At 73.1% G+C, this 13,157-nt stretch carries 11 protein-coding genes; 4 read left to right on the top strand and 7 right to left on the bottom strand.

Features of this window, described 5'->3' with window-relative positions; genetic code table 11:
• Positions 1 to 256 precede the first annotated feature (256 nt).
• Positions 257 to 970: a sensor histidine kinase gene (locus ACTOQ1_RS27005; protein WP_440070805.1), complete on the top strand. Its 714-nt coding sequence runs from the start codon at positions 257 to 259 to the stop codon at positions 968 to 970.
• Positions 971 to 1,242: 272 nt separating this feature from the next.
• Positions 1,243 to 2,331 (top strand): cellulose binding domain-containing protein, encoded by a 1,089-nt coding sequence (locus ACTOQ1_RS27000; RefSeq protein WP_440070804.1) that lies wholly within the window; start codon positions 1,243 to 1,245, stop codon positions 2,329 to 2,331.
• A gap of 150 nt (positions 2,332 to 2,481) precedes the next feature.
• Here the strand turns inward: ACTOQ1_RS27000 and ACTOQ1_RS26995 are convergent, their stop codons facing one another.
• A complete protein-coding gene (locus ACTOQ1_RS26995) occupies positions 2,482 to 3,048 on the bottom strand; it encodes a ferritin-like domain-containing protein (protein ID WP_440070803.1) in 567 nt (188 codons plus the stop codon).
• Between the two features lie 137 nt (positions 3,049 to 3,185).
• Between ACTOQ1_RS26995 and ACTOQ1_RS26990 the strand changes: the two genes are divergently transcribed.
• Both ACTOQ1_RS26990 and ACTOQ1_RS26985 read left to right on the top strand, forming a co-directional pair.
• Positions 3,186 to 4,238 (top strand): YihY/virulence factor BrkB family protein, encoded by a 1,053-nt coding sequence (locus tag ACTOQ1_RS26990; RefSeq protein ID WP_440070802.1) that lies wholly within the window; start codon positions 3,186 to 3,188, stop codon positions 4,236 to 4,238.
• A gap of 249 nt (positions 4,239 to 4,487) precedes the next feature.
• Complete coding sequence (locus ACTOQ1_RS26985) at positions 4,488 to 6,587, top strand: tetratricopeptide repeat protein (RefSeq protein ID WP_440070801.1); 2,100 nt, start codon at positions 4,488 to 4,490, stop codon at positions 6,585 to 6,587.
• Between the two features lie 71 nt (positions 6,588 to 6,658).
• Here the strand turns inward: ACTOQ1_RS26985 and ACTOQ1_RS26980 are convergent, their stop codons facing one another.
• The 6 genes from ACTOQ1_RS26980 to ACTOQ1_RS26955 all read right to left on the bottom strand — a co-directional run bounded on the left by ACTOQ1_RS26980 (position 6,659) and on the right by ACTOQ1_RS26955 (position 13,134).
• Positions 6,659 to 7,465 carry a hypothetical protein gene (locus ACTOQ1_RS26980; RefSeq protein WP_440070800.1) on the bottom strand — a complete coding sequence of 269 codons (807 nt, stop codon included), beginning with the start codon at positions 7,463 to 7,465 and terminating at the stop codon, positions 6,659 to 6,661.
• Between the two features lie 228 nt (positions 7,466 to 7,693).
• A complete protein-coding gene (locus tag ACTOQ1_RS26975) occupies positions 7,694 to 8,578 on the bottom strand; it encodes a Gfo/Idh/MocA family protein (RefSeq protein ID WP_440070799.1) in 885 nt (294 codons plus the stop codon).
• A complete protein-coding gene (locus ACTOQ1_RS26970; protein ID WP_440070798.1) occupies positions 8,575 to 9,801 on the bottom strand; it encodes an ROK family protein in 1,227 nt (408 codons plus the stop codon). The genes ACTOQ1_RS26975 and ACTOQ1_RS26970 overlap by 4 nt, the downstream gene beginning before the upstream one ends.
• 21 nt (positions 9,802 to 9,822) lie before the next feature.
• Positions 9,823 to 10,689 (bottom strand): carbohydrate ABC transporter permease, encoded by an 867-nt coding sequence (locus ACTOQ1_RS26965; RefSeq protein WP_440070797.1) that lies wholly within the window; start codon positions 10,687 to 10,689, stop codon positions 9,823 to 9,825.
• Positions 10,686 to 11,699 (bottom strand): carbohydrate ABC transporter permease, encoded by a 1,014-nt coding sequence (locus tag ACTOQ1_RS26960; RefSeq protein WP_440070796.1) that lies wholly within the window; start codon positions 11,697 to 11,699, stop codon positions 10,686 to 10,688. The genes ACTOQ1_RS26965 and ACTOQ1_RS26960 overlap by 4 nt, the downstream gene beginning before the upstream one ends.
• A 34-nt stretch (positions 11,700 to 11,733) precedes the next feature.
• The gene (locus ACTOQ1_RS26955; protein WP_440070795.1) at positions 11,734 to 13,134 is read right to left on the bottom strand and encodes an ABC transporter substrate-binding protein; all 1,401 of its coding nucleotides are present in this window, start codon (positions 13,132 to 13,134) and stop codon (positions 11,734 to 11,736) included.
• Between the last annotated feature and the right edge of the window lie 23 nt (positions 13,135 to 13,157).

Raw genomic sequence — 13,157 nt, 5'->3', positions numbered from 1 at the left:
TGGCGAGATGGCGCCGGGTGGACCCACGATGGGTGCACGAAAAACGGGGAAAGCCGCGATGCCGGCACGTCTGACCGGCGTACCGGCCGGGCTGCCGGAGGCCGGTACGCCGCTGCCGCCGGCCGAGCCGACGCTCGACGCGCCGGGGCTCGGCGTGCGGCGATCCGGTTTCCGCGAACCCGCTGAGGTGTCCGGGTCCCGCCCTGTTCGAACGAGCCGGTGATGACAGCGGCCGAAACCTGCCGAAAGAGTGAACATGAACGAAACCCAGGCGGCCCTGCCCAGTGGAGGGGATCTGATTCAGCGCCGGTTCGCCGCCGCCGCCGCCCATGAGCTCCGCACTCCCCTCGCCGGTCTCAGGGCCGAGTTGGAGGAGGCCCGGTTGCATCCCGGCCAGACCGATCTGCCCCGGCTCCTCGACGCGGCGCTTCGCGGCGTCGAGCGGCTCGAAGCGATCACCGCTGACCTTCTGCTGCTCACACGGATCGCGGAGGCGGCACACGGACGGCGGCAGCCGGTCGACCTTTCCGCCGTGGCCCGCGCCCAGGTGGCCCGGACGACCGGGGGCCCGGACATCCGGTTGCGGGCCACCTGGGCGCGGGCCCCGGTCGTCATCGACGCGGTGCCCGCGCTCCTGGACAGGCTGGTGGCCAATCTGCTCGACAACGCCCGCCGGCACGCCCGGCACTCGATACGGATCCAGGTGCTCCGGCACGAGACCACGGCCGAGCTCGTCGTCGCCGACGACGGGCCCGGCATCCCCGTCTCGGACCGCGAAAGCGTCTTCGAGTGCTTCTCCCGGCTCGACAGTGCCCGCTGCCGGCACCGCGGCGGTACCGGTCTCGGCCTGGCCATCGCTCGCGACATCGCCCACGCTCACGACGGCACCCTGAGCGTCGAGGACGCCGACGCGGGAGCGCGCGTCGTGCTTCGCCTCCCCATCGCCAGGAACGCCGCCGGCCGGCCATGACCATTCTCACGAGCCTTCATCCGCCTTCCCGTCCCCCGGAAGAAGGGCGAGGCGCAGAACACACCGGCGGACGGCCGACGTCCCCGTCCCCGGCCGCTCGGCGGCACCGCGGGCCCGCGTGGAGGGCGAGGGCGACACGAGATCGGGGCGGGTTGAAAGTTACACCCCCGCCTGCGGCGGTCGCGCAGGTCAGGTCCTCCCGGGTGGGCGGGTGGCTTCCCGCCCCCATCCGGGGCGCCTAGCATCGGCCCTCACCGAGTCGGGAGCGCGAGATGCGAAGGACGGCACGCGGAAGCGGCACGGTTCTGACGGTTCTGACGGCCGCGGTGACCGCGGTCGCGACCCTGGGGCTCCTCCTGGCGGGCACCGCGGCCCCCGCGCGGGCGGCGGCCACCAGGATCATGGCGCTCGGCGACTCCATCACCGGCTCCCCCGGATGCTGGCGGGCCCTGCTCTGGAACCGCCTCGTGAACGCCGGCCACACCGGGATCGACTTCGTCGGCACCCTGCCGCCGCAGGGCTGCGGCGTCGCGCACGACGGGGACAACGAGGGGCACGGCGGGGCGCTGGTCACCAACGTCGCCGACCAGAACCAGCTCCCCGGCTGGCTCGCGGCGGCCAGGCCCGACATCGTGCTGATGCACTTCGGCACCAACGACGCCTGGAGCAACCGCCCGACCGCCACCATCCTGTCCGCGTACGGCAAGCTGGTGGACCAGATGCGGGCGAGCAACCCCGACATGAAGATCCTCGTCGCCCAGATCATCCCCATGAACCCGAGCACGTGCGGTGAGTGCGCGCAGCGGGTCTCCGCGCTCAACGCGGCGATCCCCGGCTGGGCGGCGGGCAGGACCACCGCGCGGTCGCCGGTGGTCGTGGTCGACCAGTGGACGGGCTTCAGCACCGCTTACGACACCTATGACGGGGTGCATCCCAACGCGTCGGGCGACCAGAAGATCGCCGACCGGTGGTTCCCCGCGCTGGCCGCGCTGCTCGGCTCGGGCCCGACCCCGACCCCGACACCCACGCCGACACCGACGCCCACCCCGACCCCCACGCCCGGTACCGGCTGCACGGCGGTCTACCGGACGGCCGGCCAGTGGTCGGGCGGCTTCCAGGGCGAGGTGACCGTCAGGAACGACGGCCCGGTGGCCCTCACCGGCTGGACGGCGAGCTGGACGTTCACCGGGCGGCAGATCAACCAGTGGTGGAACGCGACGGTGACCCAGTCGGGAGCAGCCGTCTCGGCGCGGAACGCCGCCTGGAACGGCTCCCTGGCTCCCGGCGCGACCGCGATCTTCGGTTTCCTCGCCTCCGGGGTGCCCTCCCCGGTCTCCGAGGTCTCCTGCACGACCGGCTGACCGGCCGGGCCGCGCCGGGCGACCGGCGCGGCCCGGCTGCCCACCGTCCGGGTGCCGACCGCCCGGCCCTGTCCCTCGTCGTCCCTCGTCGTCCCTCGTCGTCCCCTGTCGAGGCCGGGCGCCCGGCGCCGGACAGCCTGCGCCCGCCGCTCAGCCCTGTCCCTGGGAATCCCCGCCGGCCAGGGCGCCGGGAAGTCTCTCCAGCAGGCCCTTGAGATCGTCGGCGTGCTCCTCCTCCTGGGCCAGCAGGTCCTCGAAGACGCGCCTGGTGGTCACGTCGTCGTTGCCCAGCCAGTTGATGATCTCGGTGTAGGAGGCGATCGCGATCCGCTCGGCGACCAGGTCCTCCTTGACCATCTCGATCAGGTCGAGGCTGTCGTCGTACTCGGCGTGCGAGCGCGTGGCCAGCGTCTCGGGGTTGAAGTCCGGCTCGCCGCCGAGCTGGACGATGCGCTGGGCGAGACGGTCGGCGTGCTCCTGCTCCTCGGCGGCGTGCTCCAGGAACTCCGCGGCCACCAACCCGGCGTGGAGGCCCGAGGCGGTGTAGTAGTGCCGCTTGTAGCGGAGCACGCAGACCAGCTCGGTCGCCAGGGCCTCGTTGCACACCTGGATCACCCGGGGCAGATCCGCGCCGTAGGCCGACGTGATGGGACCCTTGTCGATCTCCTGGCGCGCCCGCGCCCGAAGCTCCTTGATATCTGTGAGGAATTCAGCCATGAGGCTGCACTACCCAGAATCGGCCTCTTATCCAGTGTCCTCGGCCACAGTCGGAGGCGTTTTGTTCGTGACGTCGTTCACGGGGTAGCGGGTCCGGCGATATGGGAACAGCGACGAAGGTCCCGCAGACGCGGACCATGAACGGCGAAGAGCTCTCTGCCGACCACGCGTGGACGACCCTGCGCAAATACGGCCGCTGGCACCTGGTCCGCGACTCCGTCGCCAGGTTCAGGTACGGCGAGGGCATGACCAACGCCAGGGCTCTGGCCTTCCAGATCTGCCTGTCGATCATCCCCGGCGCCATCGCGCTGGTCGGGCTGAGCTCGGTGATCAACCAGGAGCATCTCGGCGAGGTGCTGGAGCTGGTCCTGAGCCGGCTCGCGCCGGGGGCGGGGGTGGACGCGGTCAAGGACGTGCTCGCCGACAGCCACCGGCAGGCGGGCCGTACCGGGGGTGCCCTCGCGCTCTGGTTCGGCCTCGTCACCGCCCTGTTCTCGCTGACCAGCGCCATGGCCCAGGTGGAGCGGGGGGCGAACCGCATCTACGGCGTCGAGCGGGACCGGCCGTTCCATCGCAAGTACGGCAGGGCCCTGGTGATGGCCCTGACCGCCGGAGCCTTCATGACCGCCGGTTTCGTGGTGATGGTCGGCGGCGGCGCCATCAGCAGGGCCCTGGCTCAGGTCTACGACTGGGACGACGGGGCCACGGAGGCGTTCAACCTGGTGCGCTGGCCGCTCGGTTTCCTCCTCGCGCTGCTGTCGACCTCGGTACTGTTCCGCGCCGCTCCGCGCAGGCGACAGCCCGGTCACACCTGGCTGGCGTTCGGCGCCCTGGTCTCGCTCACCCTGTGGACGGTCTTCACCCTCCTGCTGGCCTTCTACACCGAGAGCAGCGGCACCTTCGGCGCCACGTACGGGCCGCTCACGGCCGTCATGGCGCTGTTGCTGTGGTCGTTCCTCAGCTCGATCGCCCTCTTCCTGGGGCTGGCGTTCGCCGCGCAGATGGAGGCCGTCCGCGCGGGGCGGGCCGGCCCCATCCACCCCGACCCGGGCCCCACCGCCGCCGAGGAGCGGGAACCCCTGGTCGGAGCGGCGGGCGCGGCGACCGTCGCGGTCGCCAGGACACTCGTGAAGTCCCTGCGCAGGCGCCGGGCCGCAACCGGGCCAGGCCGGCGGGCCGGGGAACGGTAATAGGCGGTGGAAACGCCGCCCTCCGGCCGGTCCGCCGATCACCCGACGGGACGTTCTCCCTCTCGTGCCCCCGCGCGGGAACCGGCGTTCCGACCGCGTTCCGACCGCGTTCCGGCCGACGTCACGCGCGGTACGGCCGATGCCAGGGGCGACGCGGGACCGTTCGTCGCGATAGTCAACTCGTCAACCTGAGGTTCGCCGAACCATAGTGAGATATATTCATGTGCGGTGATCTTAGGGGGTGGAGGGGTGTCGGCACAGGAACGCAGGCTCGCGGCCATCGCGGCGGCGTCGGCCGACGCCTTCCGCGGCGGCGACTACCACCAGGTGAGGGCCGAGGACGTCGCGGAGCGGGTGCGGCTGCCGCGGGGTGCCGAGGGCGGCAGGGGCCGCAGCGCCGTCTGGCTGTACAACGAGGTCAGGAGCCGGCGCGTGCTGGTGGCCCTGGCCGTCAAGCACGCCTTCGACGAGTTCACCTCCGGCGACGCCGCACCGGAGCCACCGCGCTCCCTGCTCGACGCGCAGCGCCTGGTCACGGCGGCGCTGCGCAGGGTGGCGCGCTTCCACCAGGTGGAGCGTTTCATGCTCGCCCAGGTGCGCCTGGGCATCGGCGACATCTCCACCTCGGAGAAGCGCCCGTCGGCCGGGCAGGTCCAGCCGGTGTGGGAGGTGGCGGAGGTCTACGGCGCCACGGCCGCCACGGGATGGGAGGGCCGTGTCACCGCGTACGCGCGGTATCTGGCGCCCAGGCTCGAACTCGCCGCGCTGACGGTCGGCGTCCCGCCCGCGGGGTGGGCCACGGCGAGCGCCGAGCGCCTGTCGGAGCTGGCCTTCCGGTCGATGGCAGACGACCCCGAGGGCCCGGCGGACCGCCAGGCGGCCGCGCTGTGCGCGCACTGGCTCGCCCGTGACCTTTTCCCGCTGGCCGGGGAGTGGGCCGAGCGGCTGCACGCCGCCGAACGTACCGCCGAGTTCACCGAGCGGGCGGGCTCCGGCGGCCATGCCAGGGCTCGCGCCCTGGAGGTGGTCCTTCAGGTCCTGCTCGACGGCAGCCCGCTGCTGGCCCGGGCGGCGGAGGTCGGCGGGGAGCTGGCGGACCTGCTGGCGGCCGGCCCTCACGACCCGCGGGCCCTGTGCGACGTGACCAGCAGGCAGGGTCTTGCCCTGCTGCGCCTGGGCGACCTGGCGAGCGCGAGGTCCTGCTTCGAGCGGTCACTGCGGGCGGCGGGCGAGTTCTCCGGCTCCGCGGACGTGACGCCGCTCACCGCCCGGGCGCGGCACAACCTCGCCGAGGTGCTGGTGGAGGCGGGCCGTCCCGCCGAGGGCCTGCGCGAGCTGCGGAAGGTGAACGAGCAGCGGGCCGAGGGCGTCCCCGCCACCGGGGTCGCCCCGGCGTGGCGGCGGTTCACGCTCACCCGGCAGGCGATGGCCAGGGCCGCCTCCCGCGCGGGCCGGGTCGTCACCGGCGTGACCGTGGCCGAGGCGACGCTGGCCGACCGCGAGCAGCGCCTCGGGCCCGACAGCGTCAACACCGCCTCGGCCAGGGTGACCCTCGCCGAGGCGCTGCTCGCGGCGGGCCAGCCCGCGCAGGCGCGCCACCACCTGACCGAGGCGCTCCGGCTGCGGGCGCAGCACCTGCCGCCCGAGGGCTACTGGCTCCAGTACGACGCGGTGCGCCTGGCGGAGATCGAGCTGGCCTCGGGGTTCCCCGCCCAGGCGGTGCGGCTGCTCACCGGGGTCGCCGTCACCACGGAGTGGTTCGCGCGGCAGGTGTCGCCCCGGCTGGGCAACGAGGCGGCGCTGGTCCGCGCCATGGCGCTCACCGCGTCGGGCGAGCCCGCCCAGGCGCTCGCCGCCCTGCGGGCGCTCCCGCCCGAGCGGCCGGTGCGGCGGGCCCAGGCCACCGCGCAGCTGGCCCTCGGCGACGCGGCCGGTGCGGCGCGGGTGCTCGCGTCCCTCGCGAAGGACGAGCGCGGCATGGACGACGACTTCCCCGGCCAGGCGGAGCGGCTGCTGCTGACCGCCCGTGCCGCGTACGCCCTCGGGCACGAGGACGAGTCGGAGGCCGCGAGCGCGGCGCTCGTCGCGATGGGCGATGACACGCTGGACGCCTCTCACCCGCTGGTCCTGGCCGGGCGGCTGGACCTCGCGCTGCGCAGGATGGGCTCGGGCGAGGTGGAGGAGGTGGCGCCCCTCCTCGCGCCGCTGCTCGACCGCCGCCCGCTGGCCCACGGCCGCCCGCCCCTGGGCGAGGGGCACCCGCTGCTGGCCGCGGCGCGGTCCGTGGCCACGCGGGTGGGCGAGCCGCCGTCGAGCACCCCGGAGGACCGCCTCTGGGAGGACGGCTGACCGCCTCGCCACGGCGGCCGCTCCTCCCGCGACCTGGCCCCTCTCCCCGAAGCCGCCCCGGACGTGTCGTCTCAGCAGGCGCCCGAGGTCCCGCCGAGGTGGGTGAGCGTGCTGGCCAGGTCACGCGCCGCCTTCGGCCTGAGCGGGTCGTCGTCGGGAGTGGCCCGCAGGAACAGGCCGAGGTGTCCCGCCGCCCGCTCCAGGTCCGCGGCACTGCCGTTGGCGAGTCCCCTGCTCCGCAGGAGCCCGCCCAGGGCGAACGCCGCCTGGTACGTGGCCGGGTCGCCCTCCGGCAGGTGAGGGAGCACGTTCTCGAGCAGGGCGACGGCCTCGCCGAGATCCGCGGGCCGCGTACCCGGGCCGGTGACGCGCGTGGCCAGCACCGTGCCCAGCCGGTAGCGCAGGTAGAGGGCCGACTCCCCGTCGTCGCACTCGCGCAGGGCCGCCCTGAGCCTGTCGACCGCCAGGTCCAGGTCATACGGCACGCCCCGGTCGGCGTGGCGGCTCAGCAGCAGCTCGGCGAGGGCCTCGTGGTCGGCGGCGCTGAACCAGGCGCCCTCCTCGCGCAGGTCGTCCGCCTCGGAGAGCATGGTGATGGCGACGTCGCGGTCGGCGGGGTCGCCGAAGTCCTCCCACCGGACCTCGTGCACCCGTCCCACCAGGGCGAAGGACCACTGGTCGCAGTCGTGGGCGAGGAGCCAGCCCGCGTGTTCGGCCGCCTCGTCGAGATCCTCCCGGGTCGCGGTGCCCGAGGGTTCCTCGTCCGTGCACCGGCACAGGATCGCCTGGGTGAGAGCCTGGCGCCACCCGGCTTCGCGACAGGTGCCGGTCACCTCCGCCCGCAGGGCACGCAACCGCGTGACCGCATCCCCAGCCATGCCGGATCTCCCTTCCGAGCCTGTATGAAGCTATATGAATTGAATCCTCTCATTCTTGTGGTCGGTAAAGAAGCCGCTGAGGGAAGGAAGCCGCCTGATCACCGCCGGACATCGTTCCGGTGGCCGTGCTCGGCGGAGGACCGCGGCGGCCGTGGCCGGCCCCGCGGCGGCCGGAGCGGTGACGGCCGGCGAAGCCGTGGGCGGCGCGGCGCGGTCAGTGCGACCGGGTCAGCGCGACAGGGTCAGCGTCGCGGCGTCGATCAGTTCCTGCAGGCGCAGGCCCCGGGCCGCGTCCAGCTCACCCGGGCGGCCCGACCGCACGGCGGCGGCGAACTCGGCGCGCAGGACGGGCCAGCACTCCTCGTGGTCGATCCCGGAGGTGTCGAAGACGAGCTCCCCCTCCGGACCGAGCAGCTCGATCCGGGTGCGCGCCCTGGGCAGCAGGACGCTGCCCGACAGGGACGCCTGGCTGACGGCGCCGTTCTCGTGCTCGCAGGTCAGCTCCACCCAGCGGCGCGGGTCGCCGGTCGCCCGGATTCCGGTGATCGGACCGACCGCGGCGTCCAGCAGGTCCAGCAGGTGCGGGCCGAGGTCGAGCAGGGCTCCCTGTTCCAGCCGCCAGCCGGTGGCGAACTCCCCGCCGAGGAAGGCGCCGTGCAGGTAGCACGAGCGGGCGCCGGTCGTCTCCAGTCGCGCCGCGCGGCGCAGGAACTCGCGGGTGGCGGGGTGGTAGCGCTTGGTCAGCACCATCTGCGAGACGACGCCCGCCTCGGCGACGGCCTCCGCCACCGCGCGCGCCGACGCGAGGTCGGGCCCCAGCGGCTTCTCCAGCAGCACGGCCTTGCCCGCCTTGGCCGCGCGCACGGCGAGTTCCGCCTGGACGGCGGGGGGCACGGCGAACGCGACGGCCTCGCACCGGTCGAACAGTTCCTCCGGCGTGCCGGCGACGACCGCCCCGTACGGCTCGGCGATCTCCTGGGCCGCGGGGGCGCGGCGCGCCCAGACGGCGGAGAGGCGGGTCTCCGGGCCCGTGGCCAGCATCCGGGCGTGCATGGTGCGGGCCCACGGGCCGGCGCCGATCAGGCCGACCTCGACGGGTGTGGTGGTGTTCACGATTCGACTCCGGCAGGTGAGCGGTGGTGCGGACGGGCCGGCGCCGTCAGGCGGGCGTCGGCCTGGTCGGGGGCGTACAGGTGCTCGACCACCATCGCGGTGGCCCCGGCGAGCGCGGCGCGGTCGCCGAGCCGGGAGGTGACGACCTGCAGGTTGCGCGTGGCCCGGGGCAGGGCACGCTGGTAGAGCAGCTCGCGCACCCCGGTGACGAAGTGGGTCTCCGCCAGTTCTCCGGCGATCATCAGCACGCCGGGGTTGAGCAGGGTGACGACCGTGACGAGCACCTCCCCGCAGCGCCGTCCGGCCTCGCGGGCCAGGCGGCCCGCGTCGGGGGAGCCCGCGTCGAGGTGGGCGCGTACGTCGGCGCCCGACTGGGCGGGCACGCCGAGGGCGGCGAGCTGTCCGGCCAGGGCGCGGCCACTGGCGACGGCGGCCAGGCAGCCGTACGAGCCGCACATGCAGCGGGCCTCCGACTGGTCGTGCAGGCGGATGTGGCCGAGGTCGCCGGCGCCGCCGTCGATGCCGCGGAAGACCTTGCCGTCGACGACGACGCCGGCGCCGATGCCGGTGGAGACCTTGACCAGGACGAACGCGGAGCAGTCGGCGAAGGCGTGGCGCTGCTCGCCCAGGCCCATCAGGTTGGCGTCGTTGTCGACCAGGACCGGGACGGCGACGTCCACCCCGGCGTGCCGGGCGAGCGAGCTCTGCATCCGCCAGGGAACCGGGTAGCCGTCCCAGCCCGGCATGATCGGCGGTCGTACGACCCGTCCCGACGAGGAGTCGACGGGCCCGGGGAGCGACAGGCCCACCCCGCAGACCGCCTCCGGAGCGGCCCCGGCCGCGGCCAGCAGGCCGGCGAACCACAGGCCGAGCCGGTCCAGGACGACCTCCGGGCCGTCCTCGATCGGCAGGGCCTCGGTGCGCTCGGCCAGGACGCCGCCCGCCAGGTCCATCACCGCGGCGCGGGCGTGGGTGACGTCCAGGTCGGCGGCGAGGACCACGGCGTGGCCGGTGTCGAACTCCAGCAGGTTGGAGGGGCGTCCCCCGGTCGACTGCCCGCCGGGGACGGCGCGCAGCCAACCGGCGTCGAAGAGCTGGTCGAGCCGCTGGCCGACGGTGGAGCGGGACAGGCCGGTGACGCGCTGGAGCTCGCCCCGGGTGCGCGCCTGCCCGGTGCGGATCAGTTCCAGGAGGTGGCCTGCGGTGGTCCAGGGCGTTGCCATCCGGTGTGTCTCTCCTCGGCTCTAGCTCTTGTCCGCGCCGCTGGTGAGACCCTCGGTAAGGAGTCGCTCCGCGGCGTAGAAAAGAACTACCACGGGAATCGTGAGGACCACCGACCCCGCCATGAGAACCGTCTTGGGGACCTCGATGCCGTTGGCGAGTTGCTGCAGGCCCAGCGAGACCGTCCACTGGTCGGGGGCGGCGGCGAGGAAGAGCAGCGCGAACAGGAACTCGTTCCAGGCGATCATGAAGACGTACAGGCCGGTCGCCATGAGCGAGGGCGCGGCCAGGGGCAGCACGATCCGGCGCAGGATCTGCGCCCGCGAGCAGCCGTCGAGCGCCGCGGCCTCCTCGACGCTCTTGGGGATGGTGACGAAGTAGTTCTTCAGCATGTAGATGGAGACGGGCACGGTCTGCGCGATGTAGACGATGACGAGCCCGGTCAGGCTGCCCTGCAGGCCGATCTTGGCGAACATCACGAACAGCGGGACCGCCAGCAGGGTGGACGGGAAGAGATAGACGGCGAGGAACACCGCGCTGACCTGGCGGCCACCGAGGAACCGCAGGCGGCTGACCGCGTAGGCGCCGGGCACCGAGGCCAGCAGGGTGAGCGCCACGGTGGCGAGGGCGACGAGCGCGGAGTTGCCGAGCATCCGCAGGAAGCCCTGGCCGCCGTCCTCGACCGACTGCAGGACGTTGCGGTACGTGTCGAACGTGAGCTCCGAGAGGGTCACCCACAGCCGGCCGGGGTCGAGCAGCAGCTGGTCGATGGGCTTCACCGACAGCAGCAGCATGTAGTAGAAGGGGAAGAGCGTGATGACCGCGAGAAAGGCGATCACGACCCACCGCAGGACGGCGAAGGTCCTCTCCTCGACCTGTGCGCGGCTCATGACGCCTCCTCCTGGACCCTCTTGGCGAAGAACTTGAAGTAGATGCCGAGCAGCACGGCGAGGACGAGCGCGAGGACCAGGGCCTGCGCGGCCGCCGCCCCCACGTCGTAGCGGGCGGTGAGGAAGTCGTAGACCCGCACCGCGACGACGTCGGTGCCCGAGCCGCCCCCGGTGAGCAGGTACACGTCGTCGAACTTGTTGAACGTCATGATGAACCGCAGCACCGACAGCAGCGCGATCACCGGCATCAGCTGGGGCAGCAGGATGTGGCGGAAGCGCTGGGTGAGCGTGGCGCCGTCCACCGTGGCGGCCTCCTCTATCCCGGCGGGCACGGCCTGCAGGCGGGCGAGCAGGAACAGGAAGGCGAACGGGAAGTACCGCCAGATCTCGAAGGCGATGACCGTGAGCAGGGCGAGCGGCAGCTCCACCTGCCAGCCGAGGAGGGAGACCTCGTGGGAGCGGGTCGCCAGGAAGGCGATCGGCTTCTCCCAGCCGAGCAGCCGGGTGCCCAGCTCGTTGACGATGCCGAACTGCGGGCTGAGGGCGATCTCCCAGACGAACGTGACGGCCACCACGGGCGCGACGTAGGGCAGCAGCATCGACCCGCGCATCAGGGCCCGGCCGCGGAAGGGCCGGCGAAGGGCGAGGGCGGCGACCAGCCCGAGGGCGATCGACCCGGCGGTGCTGCCCGCGGTGTAGACCAGGGTGGTCCACAGCGAGGTCCAGAAGCCGGGCGAGGTGAAGACCTCGGCGAAGTTCTCCCAGGTCCAGTTGGACAGCAGGCCCATGCCCTGGATGTCGATCAGCCGCGCCCGCTGGAAGGCGAGCAGCACGGTCCAGGCGATGGGCAGGATGACGACGACCAGGACCACGAGCACGGTGGGCGTCACGAAGCCCAGCCCGGTCCTGTTCTCGCGCTGGGCCAGGGTGAGGGTCCTGTCCCGCCGGGCCTCGGGTTCCGGGCTCGTCTCGGGGGGTCGGCGCCGCTCGGCGCCCTGTGTGGTGCTCATCGTGGGTTCCTCGGGGGGACGGGGCCGCGGGGGCTCACTGGAGGGACTTCTGCAGGGCCGTGACTTCCTCGTCGGCCTCCCTGGCGGCCTCTTCCGGGGATATCTGGCCTGAGGTCATGGCGCCGACCGCCTTCGGGATGGGAAGCTCGCCGAGCGTCGCGCCGACCAGCGCGCCCTGACCCTCGGTGAGGCCCCAGCGCCGCATGTCGCTCACGCCGGAGGCGAGCTGGTCGAGGAACTCGGCGGAGAAGACCGACTTCATCGGTTTCTTCGTGTCGACGCCGACGTCGCTGGCGCGCCAGGCCTCGCGGTATCTGTCGGGATCCTCGGCCGTGCCGTCGCGAACCGGGATCTTGCCCTCGGGGGCCATCCCGAACCAGCCCTCGTACCCGGTGCTCATCATGTACCTGACGAACTTCTCCGAGGCCGCGGTCTCGGCGGTCCGGGTGACCACCCAGGAGGAGATCTCGCCGAACTGGGCGGGCTCGGCGGCTCCGGGGCCCTTCAGGGCCGTGACGATCCCGCTGTTGTCCGAGAGGAAGGCGGGATCCTGGGCGCACTGCGCGCAGCTGGGCAGCGCGTCGGCGCGCAGGCCGGCCAGCTCGTCCAGCAGGAAGGTGGACCAGACGATCATCGCGGAGCGGCCGGCGAAGTAGGTGGCGCGGGTCGAGTCCACGCTCTGCGTGCCCGGGGCCCCGTAGTCGGCGGCGAGCCGGTGGTAGGTGGCGAAGGCCTGCCGGCACTGGGGGCTGTCGAGGCCGACGTCGCCGCCGGGGCCGACGAGGCCGCAGCCGTTGGCGAGCGCGAGGTCCTCGAAGCTCTGCTGGGTGAAGACGTCGCTCGGGTCGGTGGCGAGTGACATGCCGCTGACCTCACCGCCGTTCAGGGTCTTCGCGGCCTGCAGCATGGTGTCGTAGGAGTCGGGGACGGAGAGCCCCGCCTTGGCGAACAGGTCCTTGCGGTAGACGAGGATCTGCATCCAGGCGTCGCTGGGGACGCTGAGGCGGGTGGTCTTGTCGCCGGTCAGCGCCAGCGCGTTGCGGTTGAAGGTGCCGGCGCCGAGCCCCTCGACGATCCTGCCCGCCGCGGCGGTGTCGAGCAGGCCGTTGGTGTACATCTGCCAGACGGGGGCGAGCGGGACGGCGCCGAGGACGTCGGGGAGGGTGCCCGCGGCGGCCGCGGACATGATCAGCTGTGGCAGCTGGCCCTCGTCGATCCCGACCAGGTCGACCTGGACGCCGCTCTCCTTCTCGAAGGCCTCGACGATCTTCTTGGTCACCTCCATGCGGGGGGTGAGGTTCTCCAGGCTCCAGACCGTGATCCTGTTGTCCGGGGCGCTCTCACCCCGCGCGCCGCAACCGGACGTCAGCCCGATTCCCAGCGCGACGGCCACAGCGGCCGCCAGTGCCCTCGACCTTCGAGACCGCCTGCGCATAGATCTTCCTCACTGCCGCCGTG

Source organism: Streptosporangium sp. OZ121, assembly GCF_051918885.1.
GTDB lineage: Bacteria > Actinomycetota > Actinomycetes > Streptosporangiales > Streptosporangiaceae > Streptosporangium.
This window is presented reverse-complemented; position numbering and strand designations above follow the sequence as displayed.